General features: G+C 71.5%; 14 protein-coding genes. 10 read left to right on the forward strand and 4 right to left on the reverse strand.

Annotated elements, in window-relative coordinates; genetic code table 11:
- Positions 1 to 5 precede the first annotated feature (5 nt).
- Complete coding sequence (locus tag AOQ53_RS05630; RefSeq protein WP_059415486.1) at positions 6 to 1787, reverse strand: serine hydrolase domain-containing protein; 1782 nt, start codon at positions 1785 to 1787, stop codon at positions 6 to 8.
- Between the two features lie 149 nt (positions 1788 to 1936).
- On the opposite strand from AOQ53_RS05630, the gene AOQ53_RS05635 reads away from it, so the two are divergent.
- The 3 genes from AOQ53_RS05635 to AOQ53_RS05645 all read left to right on the forward strand — a co-directional run bounded on the left by AOQ53_RS05635 (position 1937) and on the right by AOQ53_RS05645 (position 5974).
- On the forward strand, positions 1937 to 3046 hold the full coding sequence (locus tag AOQ53_RS05635) for an NAD(P)H-dependent flavin oxidoreductase (protein WP_059415487.1): 1110 nt from the start codon (positions 1937 to 1939) through the stop codon (positions 3044 to 3046).
- Complete coding sequence (locus AOQ53_RS05640) at positions 3043 to 4596, forward strand: acyl-CoA synthetase (RefSeq protein ID WP_059415489.1); 1554 nt, start codon at positions 3043 to 3045, stop codon at positions 4594 to 4596. The genes AOQ53_RS05635 and AOQ53_RS05640 overlap by 4 nt, the downstream gene beginning before the upstream one ends.
- Positions 4597 to 4708: 112 nt before the next feature.
- Positions 4709 to 5974: a DUF418 domain-containing protein gene (locus AOQ53_RS05645; RefSeq protein WP_059415491.1), complete on the forward strand. Its 1266-nt coding sequence runs from the start codon at positions 4709 to 4711 to the stop codon at positions 5972 to 5974.
- 58 nt (positions 5975 to 6032) lie between these two features.
- Here the strand turns inward: AOQ53_RS05645 and AOQ53_RS05650 are convergent, their stop codons facing one another.
- On the reverse strand, positions 6033 to 8471 hold the full coding sequence (locus AOQ53_RS05650) for a penicillin acylase family protein (RefSeq protein WP_059415493.1): 2439 nt from the start codon (positions 8469 to 8471) through the stop codon (positions 6033 to 6035).
- Positions 8472 to 8625: 154 nt separating this feature from the next.
- Here AOQ53_RS05650 and AOQ53_RS05655 point away from each other — a divergent pair, with 154 nt between their 5' ends.
- The 3 genes from AOQ53_RS05655 (at position 8626) to AOQ53_RS05665 (ending at position 11838) form a co-directional block, all read left to right on the forward strand.
- Positions 8626 to 10152: an acyl-CoA synthetase gene (locus AOQ53_RS05655; protein WP_059415494.1), complete on the forward strand. Its 1527-nt coding sequence runs from the start codon at positions 8626 to 8628 to the stop codon at positions 10150 to 10152.
- Positions 10153 to 10219: 67 nt separating this feature from the next.
- Entirely contained in the window at positions 10220 to 11062 is an 843-nt protein-coding gene (locus tag AOQ53_RS05660; protein WP_059415496.1) for an alpha/beta fold hydrolase, read from the forward strand.
- 62 nt (positions 11063 to 11124) lie between these two features.
- Positions 11125 to 11838 (forward strand): alpha/beta fold hydrolase, encoded by a 714-nt coding sequence (locus AOQ53_RS05665; protein ID WP_059415498.1) that lies wholly within the window; start codon positions 11125 to 11127, stop codon positions 11836 to 11838.
- On the opposite strand, the gene AOQ53_RS05670 is transcribed toward AOQ53_RS05665, so the two are convergent.
- The gene (locus AOQ53_RS05670) at positions 11810 to 13747 is read right to left on the reverse strand and encodes a sulfatase (RefSeq protein ID WP_408055140.1); all 1938 of its coding nucleotides are present in this window, start codon (positions 13745 to 13747) and stop codon (positions 11810 to 11812) included. The two genes, AOQ53_RS05665 and AOQ53_RS05670, sit on opposite strands and share 29 nt — an antisense overlap.
- Positions 13748 to 14161: 414 nt before the next feature.
- Positions 14162 to 15781, reverse strand: a complete 1620-nt coding sequence (locus tag AOQ53_RS05675) for an acyl-CoA synthetase (protein WP_059415502.1) — start codon at positions 15779 to 15781, stop codon at positions 14162 to 14164.
- 176 nt (positions 15782 to 15957) lie between these two features.
- Between AOQ53_RS05675 and AOQ53_RS05680 the strand changes: the two genes are divergently transcribed.
- The 4 genes from AOQ53_RS05680 to AOQ53_RS05695 are packed head-to-tail and all read left to right on the forward strand — an operon-like array spanning position 15958 to position 19942.
- The gene (locus AOQ53_RS05680; protein ID WP_059415504.1) at positions 15958 to 16758 is read left to right on the forward strand and encodes a crotonase/enoyl-CoA hydratase family protein; all 801 of its coding nucleotides are present in this window, start codon (positions 15958 to 15960) and stop codon (positions 16756 to 16758) included.
- 18 nt (positions 16759 to 16776) lie between these two features.
- The gene (locus AOQ53_RS05685) at positions 16777 to 17718 is read left to right on the forward strand and encodes a Zn-ribbon domain-containing OB-fold protein (RefSeq protein ID WP_059415506.1); all 942 of its coding nucleotides are present in this window, start codon (positions 16777 to 16779) and stop codon (positions 17716 to 17718) included.
- A complete protein-coding gene (locus AOQ53_RS05690; RefSeq protein WP_059415508.1) occupies positions 17715 to 18779 on the forward strand; it encodes a thiolase domain-containing protein in 1065 nt (354 codons plus the stop codon). The genes AOQ53_RS05685 and AOQ53_RS05690 overlap by 4 nt, the downstream gene beginning before the upstream one ends.
- Positions 18776 to 19942 (forward strand): thiolase domain-containing protein, encoded by a 1167-nt coding sequence (locus AOQ53_RS05695; RefSeq protein ID WP_059415510.1) that lies wholly within the window; start codon positions 18776 to 18778, stop codon positions 19940 to 19942. Before AOQ53_RS05690 ends, AOQ53_RS05695 begins: the two co-directional genes overlap by 4 nt.
- Positions 19943 to 19995 lie beyond the last annotated feature (53 nt).

Here is a 19995-nt window from a genome sequence, read left to right on the forward strand (position 1 = left end):
GCCGCTCAGTCGGCCGACGGCGTCCATCCCACCGCTTCGACGCGCGACGCGTCCGCCGGGCGCGCCTCGTCGAAGAGGACGCCGTCGGCCGCGTCCACGCGCAGCCCGTCCACGTAGGCCCCGCGGCCGACGTACCGCCGGTCCGTCGCGTACCGCCACCGCAGTGCCAGCCGGCGCGCGGCGGGGAGATCGGCGGTGAGCCCGTGCCAGACGCGGCCGGACCAGCCCGTGACCGAACCCGACGGGTGCCGCCGGGGATCCTCGCCCCGGCGGGACGTCGTGAAGGGCACCGGCAGCCAGGTCGTGCCCCCGTCGGCTGTCGCCTCCAGGACCAGGGCGTCGGCTCCGGGCTCGGTGTCCCACCACAGCGCGCAGCGCAGCCGCGCCCGGCCGGACGACGTGTCGAGCGCGGGGAGGGTGAGCGTCGCCGTGGCGGAGACCGCCATCCCGGAGAACCAGGCCCCGCGCCCCCGCACCGGCCGGACCGGGACGGCCCGCGCCAGATTGTTCGCGGCGGCCACCCGGGGAGCCGAGCCGGATCGCCAACTGCGCACCGGGTGCACCGAGTTGCCCAGGACGACGAGGAACGAGTCGGTCGTCGGGTCGAGCACCAGCGAGGTGCCCGTGAAGCCGGTGTGCCCGGCGCTGCGCGGTGTGGCCATCGCGCCCATGTACCAGTGCTGGTAGAGCTCGAAGCCGAGGCCGTGCTCATCTCCGGGGAACGCGGTGTTGAGGTCGGTGAACATCAGCTCCACCGACTCCGGCTTCAGGATCCGCGCCCGTCCGTACACGCCGCCGTTGAGCAGCGTACGGCCGAGGACCGCGAGGTCCCACGCGTCGGAGAACACGCCCGCGTGGCCCGCGACCCCGCCCAGGCTGAAGGCGTTCTCGTCGTGCACCTCGCCCCACACCAGGCCCCGGTCGAGCCCGGACCACGGAGGGCGCGCGTCCTCCGTGGCCGCGATCCTCGGCCGCCAGGAGGCGGGCGGGTTGTAGCGGGTGCGGCGCAGGCCGAGCGGCGCGGTGATCTCGTCGCGGAGGAGGACGTCCAGGGAGCGGCCCGTGGTGCGCTCCAGCACGAGTTGGAGCGAGACGAGGTTCAGATCCGAGTACAGATACGCCGTGCCCGGCGCGCTGACCGGAGCCTCGTTCCAGATGAGCCGGAGCTTCTCCTCGTACGTCGGCGCGCTGTACAGCGGGATCCAGGCGCGGAAGCCCGAGGTGTGCGTGAGGAGCTGGCGGATCGTGATGTCCTGCTTGCCCACACGTCCGAAGTCCGGCAGGTACGAGGCGACCTTCGCCTCCAGCTCCAGCGCGCCCCGCTCCATCTGCTGCACGGCCAGGATCGAGGTGAACAGCTTCGACACCGACGCCAGGTCGAAGACGGTGTCCTCGGCCATGGGGATCTGCTCGCCGGCCGGTAACTCGACACCGGTGTCGGTCTTCTCGTCATAGGCCCGGTACCGCACCGCCATGCCGATGGGGCGGTGCAGGGCGACGGTGCCGCCCCGTCCGGCGAGCAGGACGGCGCCCGCGTACCAGGGGTGCTCGGGGGAGGGGCCGAGGAACGCCTCGGCGTCGGTGACGAGTTGCCGCAGATGGGCGGAGAGCAGCCCGGCGCGGGCGGCCGGGCCGCGCCGCAGCGTGGGGCGGTGGGCGGTGCCCGCCGGGGCGGCTTCGGCGGGTCCGGCGGGCAGCGGGGCGAGGGCGAGCGCACCGCCGAGGGCCAGCCCCGCTCTGCCCAGTTGACGCCGGGTCAGTTCACTGCTCGCCGCTCTGTCGGTCACCGCGTACCCCTTCGCCTCAACCGTCCCGCGTGTCCCCGGAAGTATGTCCGTCGCCCGCCTCCGTGAATCTGGCGGAGAATCCTACGGGAATCTGACGGCGCATCAGAAAACCTCTTCCGTCCTCCGGAGGACTCCGGCATCCTGCGCCCATGCAGACGGAGCTGAGCCAGAAACTGGGAGTCGAGCACGCCGTCTTCGGCTTCACGCCGTTCCCCGCCGTCGCCGCGGCCATCAGCCGGGCCGGCGGCTTCGGCGTGCTCGGCGCGGTCCGCTACACCGCCCCCGACGAGCTCAAACGCGACCTGGACTGGATCGAGGCGCACGTCGACGGCCGGCCGTACGGCCTGGACGTCGTGATGCCGGCGAAGAAGGTCGAGGGCGTCACCGAGGCGGATGTCGAGGCGATGATCCCCGAGGGGCACCGGCAGTTCGTCCGGGACACCCTCGCCAAACACGGCGTGCCCGAGCTCGCCGAGGGTGAGGCGTCCGGCTGGCGCATCACCGGCTGGATGGAGCAGGTCGCCCGCAGCCAGCTCGACGTCGCCTTCGACTACCCGATCCGGCTCCTCGCCAACGCCCTCGGCTCCCCACCCGCCGATGTCGTGGCCCGCGCCCACGACCAGGACGTCCTCGTCGCGGCTCTCGCGGGCAGCGCCCGGCACGCCCGCAAGCACAAGGATGCCGGGATCGACATCGTCGTGGCGCAGGGCTACGAGGCCGGCGGCCACACCGGCGAGATCGCCTCCATGGTGCTCACCCCCGAGGTCGTCGAGGCCGTCGCCCCGCTGCCCGTGCTGGCCGCCGGCGGCATCGGCAGCGGACAGCAGGTGGCTGCCGCACTCACCCTCGGCGCTCAAGGTGTGTGGCTGGGCTCCATATGGCTGACCACCACAGAGGCGGACCTCCACTCGCCCGCCCTCACCCGCAAGCTGCTCGCGGCCGGCTCCGGCGACACCGTCCGCTCCCGCGCACTGACCGGCAAGCCGGCACGCCAGTTGCGCACCGAGTGGACCGACGCGTGGGAGGACCCGGACGGCCCGGGCACGCTGCCCATGCCGTTGCAGGGCCTGCTGGTTGCCGAGGCCGTCTCCCGTATCCAGAAGTACGAGGTGGAACCGCTGCTCGGTACCCCCGTCGGGCAGATCGTCGGCCGGATGAACAGCGAACGCAGCGTCCAGGCCGTCTTCGACGACCTCACCCGCGGCTTCGAACAGGCCGTGGACCGCATCAACCGCATCGCCGGAAGGAGCGGCCAGTGAACAACAGCGTTCCCCCGGGCTTCTGGGCCCAGGCCACCGCAGACCCCGACCGCGCGGTCCTCGTCGCCCCCGACGGCGAGGAGTGGACCGCCGGACGCCTGCACGCCGCCGCCAACCGGCTCGTCCACGGCCTGCGCGCGGCCGGGCTGGAACGCGGCGACACCTTCGCGGTCGTCCTGCCCAACGGCGTCGAGTTCCTCACCGCGTACCTCGCCGCCAGCCAGGCCGGGTTCTACCTCGTCCCCGTCAACCACCACCTGGTCGGACCGGAGATCGCCTGGATCGTCTCCGACTCCGGCGCCAAGGTCCTCCTCGCCCACGAGCGCTTCGGCGACGAGGCACGCCCGGCCGCGGACGAGGCGGGCCTGCCGGCCGCCCACCGGTACGCCGTCGGCCGGGTCGAGGGCTTCCGTCCGTACGCCGAACTCCTTGACGGCCGACCCGAGTCGGCACCCGCCGACCGCACCCTCGGCTGGGTCATGAACTACACCTCCGGCACCACCGGCCGCCCGCGCGGCATCCGCCGCCCGCTCCCCGGCAAACCACCGGAGGAGGCCTACCTCGGCGGCTTCCTCGGCATCTTCGGCATCCGGCCGTTCGACGGCAACGTCCACCTGGTGTGCTCGCCGCTGTACCACACGGCCGTCCTCCAGTTCGCGGGCGCGTCCCTGCACATCGGTCACCGGCTGGTCCTGATGGACAAGTGGACGCCCGAGGAGATGCTCCGCCTCATCGACGCCCACCGCTGCACCCACACCCATATGGTCCCCACCCAGTTCCACCGCCTGCTGGCCCTGCCCGACGAGGTGAAGGACCGCTACGACGTCTCCTCCATGCGGCACGCCATCCACGGCGCCGCGCCCTGCCCCGACCACGTCAAACGAGCCATGCTCGACTGGTGGGGCCCCTGTGTGGAGGAGTACTACGCGGCCAGCGAGGGCGGCGGCGCCTTCGCCACCGCCGAGGACTGGCTGAAGAAACCCGGCACCGTCGGCAAGGCCTGGCCCATCAGCGAACTCGCGATCTTCGACGACGACGGCAACCGGCTGCCACCGGGCGAACTCGGCACCGTCCACATGAAGATGAACACCGGCGGCTTCTCCTACCACAAGGACGAGGCCAAGACCCGCAAGAACCGCATCGGCGACTTCTTCACCGTCGGCGACCTCGGCCATCTCGACGAGGACGGCTACCTCTTCCTGCGCGACCGCAAGATCGACCTGATCATCTCCGGCGGCGTCAACATCTACCCGGCCGAGATCGAGTCGGCCCTGCTCGCCCACCCGGCCGTCGCGGACGCCGCCGTCTTCGGCATCCCGCACGACGACTGGGGCGAGGAGGTCAAGGCGGTCGTCGAACCGGCCCCCGGACACCGGCCCGGGCCCGCCCTCGCAGCCGACCTCCTCGACCACTGCGCGCACCGGCTCGCCGGCTACAAGCGGCCAAGAAGCGTCGACTTCATCACCGGGATGCCCCGCGACCCCAACGGCAAGCTGTACAAGCGGCGGCTGCGGGAGCCGTACTGGGAGGGCCGGACCCGACCGGTGTGAGGCGGCGGTGCGGCTTTGGTCGTACCGGCGGGCACGGGCGTCATCCTTTGGTCGGCGCCCGCTCGCCCTCCGGCCGATGTCCGGCCGGGCCCCGCGTTCCTAGCGTGAGGTCATGACGATCGCGACCGAAGAGGGACCGCTGCGGCGTGGGGGCGTACGGCCGGGCGAACGGGCACTCGCCCCCGATCTCGCCCGCGGGATCATGCTGCTGGGCATCGTGCTGTCCAACACGGCCTTCCATCTGTGGGCGGCCCGGCGCGGGCCCTCCGGCTGGCAGCCCGTGGACGGCTCGTGGCTGGACCACGCCGTGCAGTTCACCATGATCATGGTGCTCGACCTGCGGATCTACCCGCTCTTCGCCTTCCTCTTCGGCTACGGCATGATGCAGCTCTACCTCCGGCAGACCGCCGCCGGCACCGAAGGGCGCGACGCCGCGAAACTCCTGCGCAGGCGCAGCCTCTGGCTGATCGTCATCGGCCTGATCCACGCCACTTTGCTGATGTCCGGGGACATCATCGGCTTCTACGGCGTTCTGAGCCTCGTCCTGGGCCTGGCCTTCCTGCGCCGCGGCGAACGCGCCCTGACGTGGTGGATCTGCATCGGAGTCGCCCTGATGGCGCTCGTCACGGCCGGGCCCGTCATCGCCGCGCTGCTCCAGGGCGAGCTGGGCACGTTGGGTGACGCCGACGCCGAGGCCGGCTTCAAGGCGTACGCATCGGACGAGGAGAACTGGCTCACCGCTGCTGGCACCCGGCTCCGGACCGGCCTGTTCATCACCTTGGCCGCCGCCCCGCTGACCCTCCTCGGCGGCGGGTACATCATCTTCCTGCTCGGCTTCCGGGCCGCGCGCCGCCGCATCCTGGAGGAACCGGGCCGCCACCGCACGCTGCTGCGCCGGACGGCGGTCATCGGCATCGCGGCCGGCTGGCTCGGCGCGCTGCCCGCCGCCCTCGCCCACATCGGCGTCCTGCGCGTGCCGGACGACATGCAGAGCGAATCCGGGGCGCTCACGGCCCTGCGCGACATCACCGGCAATGCCGCGGGCCTCGGCTATGTCGCGGCCGTCGCTCTCTTCGCACACTGGTGGACCACCCGCAAGCCTCGCCGCGGCACGACGGCGGTGACGGCGGTGGCCGCCGTCGGCAAGCGGTCCCTGTCCTGCTACCTCGCCCACTCGCTGCTCTTCGCCCCGGTGCTGGCCGCCTGGGGACTCGGCCTCGGCGCGCACCTGGGCAGCACGACCATGGCCCTCTTCGCGTTCGCCGTCTGGCTGGTCACCGTGGCCGGGGCGTACGTCCTGGAACGGGACGGCCGCCGGGGTCCCGCCGAAGTGGTGCTGCGCCGGCTGATGTACGGGCCTGGGGCCGGGCGGGGATGACGAGACGAACGGGGTGCGGGGGTGCCGCCCCACCGGGAGCGGCACCCCTGCGCCACGGTCAGCGGCGCTCGTGCACCCGGACGACCTCCAGCTTCGGCGAGGACAGGATGTCCTTTTCGCAGAAGCGCGACGTCACCCACTTCTCACCGGAGAACAGCCGGGTCTGGTCCGCGTGGTGCGGCGACTCGGGGTTCGACGACTGGGAGTACGTCAGCAGGGTGCGGGCCACCGGGCAGCGGCTGCCGTCCCAGCCCACCGCCTGGAGGTGACTGCTGCCGAACGGCACCTCCGTGTAACCGCCTGCGGCCGCGTTCCACTGCGGTTCGAGCACGTTCCACACGCCGAGCCTGCCCGAGCCACCGGGCATCGGAAGGCGCTCACCGCCGCGGACGACGAACTGGTGCGCGCCCAGCGGCGCGTCGAGCGCGATGCCCGCGGCGCGCAGCTCCGCCACCGCGTTGGCGAGGGCGACGGCGAAGCCGGGCGCGTCCGTGTTCAGCGTGTTCGGCGTGCGTACCGGGTCCGCCGCCGAGAACGGCACCTTCCACAACTCGGCCGGCGGCACCGCCTGTTCCAGCTTCCGCCAGAACCGGTCGAACAGCAGCGCTCCCCGGCTGCCGGTGTCCATGGTGCGGTCCCACGCCGTCAGCACCCCACAGGCCTCCGACACGTCGACGGCCTTTCCGTCGCTGCCCGTCGCCGTGCCGCCGGGCAGCGCGGCGCACGCCCGTGTCACGTCCGCCGCGGTGAGATCACCCGCGGGCACCCGGTTGGCGAACTGCTGCCGTTGCAGGTCGCGTACGGTCAGGCGGCCCCGGTCCGCCATCGCCGCCACGTCCTCGATCCCGCCGCGCGTGCGCAGGCCGAGCTCCGTCTTCACCGTGCCGAAGACCCGCTCGTATCCGGTGATCGGCCGGTCGGCGTTGGTCATCCACGCGGTGCCGTTGGAGTTCTCCACGTACGGCGCGTCCTGGAGCGTGGGCATCCGCGCCGGCCCGAAGATGCCCGGCGTCACCGCGTCGGGATCGGTGCCCAGGGCGCAGTCGCCGCGCGAGCCGTCGAGGATCGCGATACCGGACGCCGGATAGGTGGTCCTGCCCAGCGCCGTCGAGCAGCGCTGCGCCAACTCGTCGGTGATGCGCGGAAGTACCTGGGACTGGGTGTAGAGGGAATGCCCCGCGCGGTCGGCGGCGATCGTGTTCACCCAGGGGATGCCCTGGTGCCGGTCGAGGGACGCGAGGACGTCCTCCGTGCTCCGTGCCTTGCCGAAGCCGAGCGAGGTGTCGGCGAAGCGGAGGTTCGCGGCGTTCGGGTCGTGCAGGGCGTACGCCGTCGTACCGGTCCACGGCAGCGGGACCTGGGAGTTCAGGGAGGTGACGACGGGGCCGTAGCGGGTCCACCACTGGGTGCGGGTCACCGGCGCGCCGTCCTTCACCGCGACCGTCACGGTCCGCTTCTTCATACGCTCCGGCTCGCCGTCCACCAGGTACGTCATGGGATCGGCCGGATCCAGCGTCAGCTGGTGGAAGTTGGCCGGAATGCCGGTCGAGACCGTGTGGCTCCACGCCACATGTGAGTTGAACCCGATGGAGATCGCCGGGGTGCCGAGCAGGGAGCCACCGGAGACGTTCAGCTCGCCGGGAATCGTCTGCTGCGACTGCCAGAACCGGCGCCCGCCCTGCCACGGGTAGTGCGGGTTGCCCAGCAGCAGACCACTGCCGTTCGCCGTGGTGTCGCCGCGGAAGGCGACCGCGTTGGAGCCCATGCCGGGGTCGCCCCACAGCTCGTCGGCCGCCTTCGCCACGGCCTTCGCGTCCGGCGTGCGGGCGGCGGGCCGGGAGGACGGGGTACCGGAGGCGGTGCCGGCTCCGGTCGGTGGCTGCGCGGCCGTGATCGTGTCCACGAAGCGCCCCTCGCCGGAGATCGAGGCGATGGCGAGGCCGCGGGCGGCCACGTCGAGCTCGGTGACCGGACGGACCCAGGAGGCGTCCGCACAGGCGGGATCTGTGATCTTCTTCTGCTTCAGCCAGGCGTTGTAACCGGCCGCCCAGCCGCGCATCATGTCCCGGACCTCACGGCTCGGGCCCACGGGCGCGGGCTCGGCGAGCAGCTTCTCCACGGTGCGGGTCTCACGGACCCCGCGGAAGTACAGGTCACTGGCGAGATTCGTCCTGGCCCCGGACAGGGCACCACCGGCGGCCGCGCCGGCGCCGAAGTACCGGGAGCGTTCGCCCCGCAGGGTCACGAACCCGTCGGCGAGCGTGCAGACCTCGTCGGACGCCTGTGCCCAGCCCGTGCCGAAGCCCAGGTCGGCGTAGCTCTTCGCGAGGATGTGGGGAATGCCGTACTCGGTGTAGCGGATGACGGCGGACAGGCCGTCGCGGGACGGGTGCTGCTCCGCTCGTCCCTGGCTCGGGGCGGCGGCCGCGGGTAACGCGGACGCGGCCGTGAACAGGGCCGTGGCCCCGAGAACGAGTCGTCTCAGGCGGCTGCGCATCGTGCCCTCCAACATCATTGGGGGAAGAGAGACTTGAGCGTACGAATGTGCTGCGTGCGCACGTCTGTACAAAACACCGGACGCCTCCGGCGGCGGCAGGGTTGAGCCGGCCGGTGCTTGACCTCGCCCGGCGGTGAACCGAGGATCAGGTGTCATGACGACGCCCGGACACGGCAGCACGGTCGACGGAATCCTGAGGCGCAGCGCCCGGCGGACCCCGGCGCGCGTCGCGGTGGAGTACGGCGACCGCACCTGGACGTACGACGAACTGGACACCGCCGTCTCCCGCGCGGCGAGCGTCCTGCTCGGCCAGGGGCTGTCCCCGGGCGACCGGGTGGGCGCGTACGGCCACAACTCCGACGCCTACCTGATCGCCTTCCTGGCCTGCGCCCGCGCGGGCCTGGTGCACGTGCCCGTCAACCAGAACCTGACCGGCGACGACCTCGCCTACATCGTCGGCCAGTCCGGCAGCTCCCTGGTCCTCGCCGACCCGGTTCTCGCCGGACAACTCCCTGACAGTGTCCGGATGTTGTCCCTGCGCGACGCCGACGACTCACTCCTCGCGCGGCTCACCGGCGCGCCGCCGTACGACGGCCCCGAGCCGCGCGCCGAGGACCTCGTGCAACTGCTGTACACGTCCGGGACGACCGCCCTGCCCAAGGGGGCGATGATGACGCACCGGGCCCTGGTCCACGAGTACCTGAGCGCGATCACCGCCCTCGACCTCAGTGCGGGCGACCGTCCCGTACACGCGCTGCCCCTCTACCACTCGGCGCAGATGCACGTCTTCCTGCTGCCCTACCTCGCGGTCGGCGCGACGAACATCATCCTCGACGCCCCCGACGGCGACCGGCTCTTCGACCTGGTCGAAGCGGGCCGCGTGGACAGCCTGTTCGCCCCGCCCACCGTCTGGATCGCCCTGTCCAACCGCTCCGACTTCGCCACCCGCGAGCTGAGCGGCCTGCGCAAGGCGTACTACGGGGCGTCGATCATGCCGGTCCCCGTCCTGGAGCGGCTGAAGGAACGCCTGCCGGAACTGGCCTTCTACAACTGCTTCGGGCAGAGCGAGATCGGCCCCCTGGCCACGGTCCTCGCCCCCGGCGAACACAAGGGGCGTATGGACTCCTGCGGCCGTCCGGTGCTGTTCGTCGACGCGCGAGTGGTCGACGAGGACGGCAAGGACGTACCGGACGGCACCCCCGGCGAGATCGTCTACCGCTCTCCGCAACTGTGCGAGGGCTACTGGGACAAGCCCGAGGAGACCGCCGAGGCCTTCCGCGACGGCTGGTTCCGTTCCGGCGACCTCGCGGTACGGGACGCACACGGCTATTACACCATCGTCGACCGGGTGAAGGACGTCATCAACTCCGGTGGCGTGCTGGTGGCTTCACGCCAGGTCGAGGACGCCCTGTACACCCATCCCCAGGTCGCCGAGGCCGCGGTCGTGGGCCTGCCCGACGAGCGCTGGATCGAGGCCGTCACGGCCGTCGTCGTCCCACGCGGCGAGGTCACCGAGGCGGAACTCATCGCCCACACCCGCGAGAAGCTCGCCCCCTTCAAAGCACCGAAGCGGGTGGTGTTCGTGGAGGGACTCCCGCGCAACGCCAGCGGAAAGATCCTCAAGCGGGAGCTCAGGCAGAGCATGGGGTCCGAGCCCGGCCTCGCGGCCTCGGACGGCTGACGTCGCACCGCCCCTCCATACGAAACCCCGTTGTGCCGAAGACCCCGAGACCGTGAGGACCGACGCCATGCCGATCTTCAGCGCCCCGGACGGGACCGAACTCGCCTGTCACACAAGCGGTGCGGGCGAGCCGCTGGTCGTGTTGCCCGGCGGACCCATGCGCGCCTCCGCGTACCTCGGGAACCTGGGCGGACTGGACGCCCACCGACAGCTGGTCTTCCTCGACCTGCGCGGCACAGGACAGTCCGCGGTGCCCGAGGACCCGGCGACCTACCGCTGCGACCGCCTCGTGGACGATGTCGAGGCGCTGCGCCGCCACCTGGGCCTGGAGCGGATGGACGTGCTCGCGCACTCCGCGGGCGGCAGTCTCGCCATGCTGTACGCGGCTCGGTATCCGAACCGGGTGGCACGGCTGGCGCTCATCACCGCCACCCCCTGGGCGCTGGGCCTGCCGGCGACGGCCGAGGACCGGCTGGCGGCGGCCCGGCTGCGCGCGTCGGAACCCTGGTTCGCCGAGGCTTTCCCGGCGTTCGAGGCCTGGCTGTCCGGCACCGGTGAATTCGACCCCGTGTTCTCCCCGTTCTTCTACGGCCGTTGGGACGACACCACCCGGGCCCATGCCGACCGCGAGGAGGACGAGACCAACGACGACGCGGGGGACCGCTACGGGGCCGACGGCGCCTACAACCCGGATGCGACCCGGGCCGCGCTCGCCCGCGTCACCGCCCCGGTGCTCGTCCTCGCCGGCGAGATGGACGGCGGCCCGCGTCCCGGCCTGGCCCGGCGTACGGCCGAGGTGTTCCCGGCGGCCGAGTTCGCGGTACAGCCGGGGGCCGGACACTACCCGTGGCTGGACGACCCGGAATGGTTCGTACGACGCGTCGCGCGCTTCCTCCGCGCACGGGACTGAGATCCTCTGCTCTCCGCAGAGCGAGCCCGGTCCGCGCTCCTCACCCCGCTACCGTGCCCGGCATGGACATCGAACCGCGCACCGTACGGGCGAACGGCATCACCCTGGCCTACCGCGTCTGGGGGCCGGAGGACGTGCCGCCCGTCGTACTCCTGCACGCCCGCGGGGCTGATGGTGCCGACTGGGCGGAGATCGCCCCCGCGCTGGCCGCCGGACCACGCCGGGTGTACGCACCCGACCTGCGCGGGCACGGCCGCAGCGACTGGCCCGGCGGATACGCCTACGAGGCCATGCGTGACGACGTGCTCGCCTTCCTCGGCGCGCTCGGCATCTCTCGCGCCGACGTCATGGGCCACTCGCTCGGCGGTGCCGTCGCCTACTTGCTCGCCGAGCACAGCCCGCAGCGCGTACGACGGCTCGTTCTGGAGGAGGTACCCGCGCCCTTCCCGCTGGACCCGCCGCGCCCCCCTGCCGAACGGCCTGACGGAGACCTGCCGTACGACTGGGCGATGATCCTCGCCACCGACGAACAGCGCAACGCCCCGGATCCCGTGTGGTGGGACCATATGGGGCGGATCACCATGCCCACCCTGCTGATCGGTGGCGGGCCGACGAGCCTGATCCCCCAGGAGCAGATCGCCGCTCTCGCCGAGCTGCTTCCCGATGCCCGGCGCGTCACCATCGACGCCGGGCATCTCGTGCACGAGGCACGGCCCGAGGAGTTCCTCGCGGCCGTGACGGAGTTCCTCAGCCCTGCGGACCGTACGCCGTCATGAATCGGTCACGGAACTTGTCCATGCCCCACCGGGGCGCGTCCGGGGCCGGCTTGAGGCCGTCGGTCCAGCTCCAGTCGGCGACCCGGTCCAGCACCTTCTTGTCGCGGGCGACGATCGTGATCGGCACGTCCTTGCCGGTGTCCCCGGCGGTGACCGTCGGCACCGGCTGGTGGTCGCCGAGGAAGACCAGCACCGTGTCCTCGTCGCCGTAACGCTCGACCCACTCGGTCAGGCTCCGGATCGAGTACTCGATGGCGCGCCGGTACTCGGTGCGCACCTTCTCCGGGTCCTTCCAGACCTCCGTGGGGTTGGTACCTTCCTTCTTGATTTGATGGAACACCGAACCGTCGCCGAGGTCCTCCCAGTCGATCATGCGGGCGATGGGGGACCAGGGGTTGTGGCTGGAGGCCAGGATGATCTCCGCCATGATCGGCTCACGGTCCTTCCTGCCGTGCTCCAGGCGCTGGAAGGCCTCCATGCTGAACTGGTCGGGCACGGGCGTCCAGCTGAAGTACGGGCCGTGGTAGCCGAGGTGCTCGGAGTCGTAGATGTGGTCCAGGCCGAAGTACTTCCCCTCCGGCCAGGCCCGGCGTACGCCGGGGACGATGCCGACGGTCCGCCAGGCGCCGGTCTTGCGGAAGTAGTTGGTCAGTGTCATGCGGTCGCTGGTGGTCAGGCTGCGGTACCGCTGCTGGTTCTTGATCCACAGACCGGACAGGAAGGTCGAGTGGGCGAGCCAGCTGCCCGCGCCCGTCACCGGCGACTGCAACCAGCCGCTGCGCGAGTCGAACCCGGCCGCCTTGAGCGACGCGGTGCCCTCCTTCAGCACCGCGTCGGTCTGCTTCGCCATCGCCGGGTCGTCGATCGCGACCCGGCCGTAGCTCTCGATGAAGGTGAACAGGACGTCCTTGCCGCGCAGCCCCGTGAGCAACTGGTCCGGCGGCGTCTTCGCGAAGGCGTCCACGGCGGCCTGCTTCTCGAAGACCCGCGCGTCCTTCAGACCGGCCCGCACCTGTTCCACCCGGTTGCCGATGAACTCCGCGTTGCCCTTGGTGGCGATCGGCACGGTGCCGATCTGCACGCCCAGAGTCATGCAGGTGATCCACGCCGTGCCGAGGATCAGCGTCGTACGGGCGGCGACGGGACGGTGCCGGACCATCAGGTTCGTCAGCCGCACCACGGCGAGCGTCGTGAGGACCAGCACCGCGACGAGCAGCACGATCACCCCGATCACGGCCATCACCTGTCCGGCCCGGCCGAACGTCTCCCGGAGGAAGTCCGTGGCGTGCTCGATGAGAATCCAGTCCAGGACCAGGTCGAAGGGCCGGGCCAGCACCTGGTAGAAGCCCATGTCGGCGAACTTCAGGACCGTGACCAGCCCGAGGAACACGCCCGTGACGACCGCCATGATCCGCCGGGGCCTCGGCGGCAGCGCGAGCAGCAGTCCCGCGAGCAGCACGCCCTCGGCGGGGATACGGACGAACGATGCGAACTCGATCCGCTCGATCCGGTTCGGCAGGAGTAGCGCGAACACGACGAGCGCACCGGCCAGCACCGTCGTCCCCACACTGACGCCGCGCGCCGCACGGGGGTGGCGACGCCGCCATCCGAACCAGCCGGGCTTCGCCCCGTCTTCCGCCGCCCCTTCAACGGCGCCTGCTTCCTGCCCGCCGGCGTCGTCCCCTTCTTCTCGGGCAACAGGGGTGTGGTCGGGCTGCGTCGCGGGGGTGTCACGGCCGGGGGCCGTCGCGGCGGTGCCCCTGTCCGACTCTGCCGCGGCTGTGTCGTCGTCCGTGTGCGTCGGGGTGGTGTTGCTGTCTTGTTCTGTCGTGCCGGCGCCGCCGTCCGGGCCTGCCGCGGCTGTACCGCTGTCCGGTTCCGTCGCGCCGACGTCACCGTCCGGCTCCACCGCGTCGGCGTCGGCGTCGGTGTCCGGTGCCGCCGGGCCTGTGCCGCTGTCGGATTCCGCCGCGGCAGTGTCACCGTCCGCGTCCGCCAGAGCCGCGCCGCTGTCCGGTTCCGTCGTGCCGGCGTCGCCTTCCTGGCGTGCCGTGCCGGCGTCGCCTCCCGGCTCCGCCGTGGCCCTGTCGTCGTCCCGTTCCGCCGTGCCCGCGTCCCCGTCCGACTCCGCCGCGCCGGTGTCGTCATCCGGTTCCGCCCCGCTCCCGGTCGTGCCCGATTGCTGTTGGGAGCGAGTGAAGAGCGACACCCGGTGGTCCTTCCGTGCGGTCTTGCTAGGCATGGCAAACAGAGCCCGGTGACCGAGCCTGCCACCACCAGTACGTCCGCACGTCACCTTAGGTTCAATCGACCGGCCGGAGAATCACCCGTCCGCCGCCACGGCCACCTCCCGCGCCCAGCGATAGTCCGCCTTGCCGCTCGGCGACCGCTGGACCGACTCCGTGATCACCAGCTGGCGCGGGATCTTGTAACCGGCGAGCCGGTCACGGCAGTGCGTCTGGATGTCCTCCAGCGACGGCCGCGCCGCACCCTCCCGCAACTGCACCACGGCCGCCACATGGTGGCCCCACTGGGGGTCCGGCACCCCGGCCACCAGCGCGTCGTAGACGTCCGGGTGAGACTTGAGGGCCTGCTCGACCTCCTCCGGGTACACCTTCTCGCCGCCGGTGTTGATGCACTGCGAGCCACGGCCCAGGACAGTGACCACACCCTGCTCGTCGACGGTGGCCATGTCGCCGAGCAGCACCCACCGCTCGCCGTCCTTGTCGAAGAAGGTCGCGGCGGTCTTGGCCGGGTCGTTGTAGTAGCCGAGCGGCACATGTCCGCACTGGGCGACCCGGCCGACCTCGCCGGCCGCCACCAGTTCGTATGTGGCCGGGTCCACCACCTGCGTACGGGCATTGACCCGGACCCGGAAGCCCCGTTCGGGACCCGAGTCCTCGGTCGCCGTCCCGTTGAAACCGGACTCCGACGAGCCGAAGTTGTTCAGCAGCATGGCGTTCGGCACCAGCTCCTGGAACTGCCGGCGCACCGTGTCCGACATGACCGCGCCGGACGACGACACGCTGAACAGCGACGAGCGGTCGATGTCCCGCAGCGGACCGCGCAGCGCGTCGATCAGCGGCCGCAGCATCGCGTCCCCCACCAGCGAGATGCTGCTGACCTTCTCCTTCTCCACGGTCCGCAGCACCTCCTCGGGCAAGAACTTACGGTGGATCACCACCCGTTGCCCGAAGTTGAAGCCGATGAACGCCGTGAGGGTGGAGGTGCCGTGCATCAGCGGGGCCGTGGGGAAGAAGGTGATCCCCGAGCCACCGGCCGCGACCCGCTCGGCCACCTCCTCCGGCTTCTTCACCGGTTCACCGGTCGGCGCGCCCCCGCCGAGTCCCGCGAAGAACAGATCCTCCTGCCGCCACATCACACCCTTGGGCATCCCGGTCGTACCGCCGGTGTAGATGATGAACTGGTCATCGCCCGAGCGGTCCGGGAAGCCGCGCTCGGGCGACCCCGCGGCCTCCACCTGGGCGAACTCCACACAGGGCACCGCGGCGGCCCCCGGCGCCGGCGCACCCACCCGGACCAGATGCCGCAGCCTCTCCGCCCGGGGCCGCGCAGCCGCCACCCGGTCCGTGAACTCCGCGTCGAAGACCAGCGCCACCAGATCCGCGTCCCGGTAGAGGTACACCAACTCCTCTTCAAGGTACCGGTAGTTGACGTTCACCGGGACGATCCGCGCCTTCAGGCAGCCCAGCACCGTCTGGAGGTACTCCACGCCGTTGTAGAGGTGGAGCCCAAGGTGCTCACCGGGCCGGATCCCGCTGGCGAGCAGATGATGGCCGACGCGATTGGCCGCCGCGTCCAGCGCCGCGTATGTCAGGCGGCGCTCCGCGCCCGTGCCCGGATGGTCGACGTACACCAGCGCCTCACGGTCGGGAACCACGTCGACGACCGACTCGAACAGGTCGGCAAGGTTGTACTCCACCGCTCCTCCTGACCCCGGGACGTGCCTGGCATCGGACGGTTCGCCGGTCATCAGAGCAAAGGGCGGTCCAACTGTGAAGGGCTCGGGCGAAGAAAACTGACTACCTGTCAGAAAACTCTTGAAGTGCTTCCCGCCCTACTGCAACCTGTTCTCGTTCCACGAGAGGGGAGTTGGCCATGGGTGGGACGGAACACCTCACCGTGCAGCGCGAAGGCGCCACACTGGTGCTCACGCTCAACAGGCCCGAAGCAAGGAACGCGCTCTCGCTGCCGATGCTCGTCGGCCTCTACGACGGCTGGCTGGAGGCCGACGCCGACGACTCGGTCCGCTCCATCGTGTTCACCGGCGCGGGCGGCTCTTTCTGCTCCGGCATGGACCTCAAGGCCCTCGCCGGCAACGGCATGGCCGACGAGGAGTACCGCGACCGGCTCAAGGCCGACCCGGACCTGCACTGGAAGGCGATGCTGCGCCATCACCGCCCGCGCAAGCCGGTGATCGCCGCCGTCGAGGGCTACTGCGTGGCGGGCGGCACCGAGATGCTCCAGGGCACGGACATCCGCGTCGCCGGCGAGTCCGCGACCTTCGGCCTGTTCGAGGTGAAGCGCGGCCTGTTCCCCATCGGCGGCTCCACGGTCCGGCTGCAACGCCAGATCCCGCGCACCCACGCCCTGGAGATGCTCCTCACCGGCCGCCCCTACAGCGCCCGCGAAGCCGCCGCCATCGGCCTGATCGGACACGTCGTCCCGGACGGCACCGCGCTTGCGAAGGCGCTGGAGATCGCCGAACAGATCAACTCCTGCGGCCCGCTGGCCGTCGAGGCCGTCAAGGCCTCCGTCTACGAGACCGCCGAGATGACCGAGTCCGACGGCCTCGCGGCCGAACTCACTCGCGGCTGGCCGGTCTTCGACACCGCCGACGCCAAGGAGGGTGCCCGCGCCTTCGCGGAGAAGCGACCGCCCGTCTACAAGCGCGCCTGACCGAAGGAGCCCTCCGGCATGCCCGAAGTCCTCAAAGCCCCTCTCGTCGTCGAGTTCCCCTTCACTCGCTCCCTCGGCCCCGTCCAGAGCGCCTTCCTGACCGGCCTGCGCGAACGCGTCGTCCTCGGCGTGCGCACCGGCGACGGCCGCACCCTCGTCCCGCCCGTCGAGTACGACCCCGTCACCGCCGAGGAGATCCGCGACCTGATCGAGGTCGCCCCCACCGGCACGGTCACCACCTGGGCCTGGAACCACGCCCCCCGCCGCGGCCAGCCCCTCACCACCCCCTTCGCCTGGGTCCTGGTCCGCCTCGACGGCGCCGACACCGCCCTGCTGCACGCCCTCGACGCCCCGGACCCCCATTCCGTGCACACCGGCATGCGCGTCCGCATCCGCTGGGCGGCGGAACGCACCGGCGCCATCACGGACATCGCCTGCTTCGAGCCGTACGACGGCGCCCGGGCCGAACCAGCAGGGCACACGGGTGAGTTCGCAGACCCGGTCACCGGCATCGTCGCCGCCGCCCGCCTCGACTACACCTACTCACCCGGCCGCGCCCAGACCGCCTACATCAACGCCCTCTCCGGCCGCCGGACCGTGGGCGAGCGCTGCCCCGCCTGCCGCAAGGTCTACGTCCCCCCGAGGGGTGCGTGCCCCACATGTGGGGTGGCCACATCCGAACAGGTCGAGGTGGGGCCGCGCGGCACCGTCACCACGTTCTGCATCGTCAACATCAAGGCGAAGAACCTCGACATCGAGGTGCCCTACGTCTACGCCCACATCGCCCTCGACGGCGCCGACCTCGCACTGCACGGCCGGATCGGCGGCATCCCCTACGACGAGGTCCGCATGGGGCTGCGCGTCGAACCGGTGTGGACCGACGGCGCCCGCTATCCCGACCACTACCGGCCCACGGGCGAACCGGACGCGGACTACGACACCTACAAGGAGCTGCTGTGACGAGCGCACCGGGGGACCGCCAGATCGCCGTCGTCGCCTTCGCCCAGACCGTCCACCGGCGCACCAGCGACGAGCTCTCCGAGGTGGAGATGCTCATGCCGGTCCTGCACGAGGTCCTCGACCGCACCGGCATGAAGACCGCCGACATCGACTTCACCTGCTCCGGCTCCAGCGACTACCTCGCCGGCCGCGCCTTCTCCTTCACCCTCGCCCTCGACGGCGTCGGCGCCTGGCCGCCCATCTCCGAGTCCCACGTCGAGATGGACGGCGCCTGGGCCCTGTACGAGGCCTGGACCAAACTCCTCACCGGTGATGCCGACACCGCGCTGGTCTACGCGTACGGCAAGTCCTCGCCCGGCTCGGTCCGCGACGTCCTCACCCGCCAGCTCGACCCGTACTACGTGGCACCCCTGTGGCCCGACTCCGTGGCGCTCGCCGCCCTCCAGGCGCAGGCCCTCATCGACGCCGGCGACACCGACGAGCCCGCCCTCGCGGCCGTCGCCGCCCGCGACCGTGAGGCGGCGTCCGCCAACCCGCACGCCCAGCTCAAGGGGCCGGTGGCGCAGGGGGAGTACCTGGTCCGGCCCCTGCGCAGCGGCGACTGCCCGCCCATCGGTGACGGGGCCGCCGCCGTCGTCCTCGCGGCGGGCGACCGGGCCCGTGAACTGTGCGCGCGCCCCGCCTGGATCCGCGGCATCGACCACCGCATCGAGGCCCACGGCCTCGGCGTGCGCGACCTGACCGACTCGCCGTCCACCCGCCTGGCCGCCGAGCGGGCGGGTGCCTTCGAAAGTCCCCTCGACACCGCCGAACTGCACGCACCCTTCACCGCGCAGGAGATCGTCCTGCGCAAGGCCCTCCGCCTCGGCGACGGTGTCGTCGTCAATCCTTCCGGCGGTGCCCTCGCCGCCAACCCGATCATGGCCGCCGGTCTCATCCGTATCGGAGAAGCCGCCGCCCGCATCCACCGCGGCGAGTCCGACCGCGCCCTCGCCCACGCCACGTCCGGCCCCTGCCTCCAGCAGAACCTGGTCGCCGTACTCGAAGGGGAGCCCCGATGAGCAAGGAGCCCGTGGCCGTCGTCGGCATCGGCCAGACCAAGCACGTCGCGGCACGTCGGGACGTGTCGATCGCGGGACTCGTCCGGGAGGCGGCCCGAGGGGCCCTGGACGACGCCGAGCTGACCTGGGCCGACATCGACGCCGTCGTGATCGGCAAGGCGCCCGACTTCTTCGAGGGCGTCATGATGCCGGAGCTCTACCTCGCCGACGCCCTCGGCGCCGTCGGCAAACCCATGCTCCGCGTGCACACCGCGGGCTCGGTCGGCGGATCCACCGCGCTCGTCGCCGCCAACCTCGTCGCGGCCCGTGTCCACGGCACCGTCCTCACCCTCGCCTTCGAAAAACAGTCCGAGTCGAACGCCATGTGGGGCCTGTCCCTGCCCATCCCCTTCCAGCAGCCCCTGCTCGCCGGAGCCGGCGGGTTCTTCGCCCCGCACATCCGCGCGTACATGCGGCGCAGCGGCGCGCCCGAGACGATCGGCGCCCTCGTCGCCTACAAGGACCGGCGCAACGCGCTGAAGAACCCCTACGCCCATCTGCACGAACACGACATCACCCTCGACAAGGTCATGGCCTCGCCCATGCTGTGGGACCCGATCCGCTACTCGGAGACCTGCCCCTCCTCCGACGGCGCCTGCGCCATGATCCTCACCGACCGCGCCGGAGCCGCCCGGGCACCGCGACCGCCCGCCTGGATGCTCGGCGGCGCGATGCGCAGCGAACCCACCCTCTTCGCCGGCAAGGACTTCGTCTCACCGCAGGCCGGCCAGGACTGCGCGGCCGACGTCTACCGGCAGGCCGGCATCACCGACCCCCGCCGCGAGATCGACGGCGCCGAGATCTACGTCCCGTTCTCCTGGTACGAGCCGATGTGGCTGGAGAACCTCGGCTTCGCGGGCGAGGGCGAGGGGTGGAAGCTCACCGAGGCGGGCGTGACCGAACTGGACGGGGACCTGCCCGTCAACATGTCGGGCGGCGTGCTGTCCACCAACCCCATCGGTGCCTCCGGCATGATCCGCTTCGCGGAGGCGGCGCTCCAGGTGCGCGGACAGGCCGGGGAACACCAGGTGGACGGCGTCCGCAGGGTCCTCGGCCACGCCTACGGCGGCGGTTCGCAGTTCTTCTCCATGTGGCTCGTGGGAGCCGAACCCCCGGACTCCTGAAAGGTCCCCCTCACGTGCCCTGTTGGCCATGGGACACGATCGCTAGGCTGGCC

Source organism: Streptomyces azureus, from assembly GCF_001270025.1.
In the GTDB taxonomy this organism is placed as follows: domain Bacteria; phylum Actinomycetota; class Actinomycetes; order Streptomycetales; family Streptomycetaceae; genus Streptomyces; species Streptomyces azureus.

What these genes read in the sequence shown, in the direction of transcription:
- AOQ53_RS05635 (WP_059415487.1), top strand. Translation starts at nt 1,937, where the DNA reads ATGCAGACGGAGCTGAGCCAGAAACTGGGAGTCGAGCACGCCGTCTTC.
- AOQ53_RS05645 (WP_059415491.1), top strand. Translation starts at nt 4,709, where the DNA reads ATGACGATCGCGACCGAAGAGGGACCGCTGCGGCGTGGGGGCGTACGG.
- AOQ53_RS05650 (WP_059415493.1), bottom strand. Translation starts at nt 8,471, where the DNA reads ATGCGCAGCCGCCTGAGACGACTCGTTCTCGGGGCCACGGCCCTGTTC.
- AOQ53_RS05655 (WP_059415494.1), top strand. Translation starts at nt 8,626, where the DNA reads ATGACGACGCCCGGACACGGCAGCACGGTCGACGGAATCCTGAGGCGC.
- AOQ53_RS05660 (WP_059415496.1), top strand. Translation starts at nt 10,220, where the DNA reads ATGCCGATCTTCAGCGCCCCGGACGGGACCGAACTCGCCTGTCACACA.
- AOQ53_RS05665 (WP_059415498.1), top strand. Translation starts at nt 11,125, where the DNA reads ATGGACATCGAACCGCGCACCGTACGGGCGAACGGCATCACCCTGGCC.
- AOQ53_RS05680 (WP_059415504.1), top strand. Translation starts at nt 15,958, where the DNA reads ATGGGTGGGACGGAACACCTCACCGTGCAGCGCGAAGGCGCCACACTG.
- AOQ53_RS05685 (WP_059415506.1), top strand. Translation starts at nt 16,777, where the DNA reads ATGCCCGAAGTCCTCAAAGCCCCTCTCGTCGTCGAGTTCCCCTTCACT.
- AOQ53_RS05695 (WP_059415510.1), top strand. Translation starts at nt 18,776, where the DNA reads ATGAGCAAGGAGCCCGTGGCCGTCGTCGGCATCGGCCAGACCAAGCAC.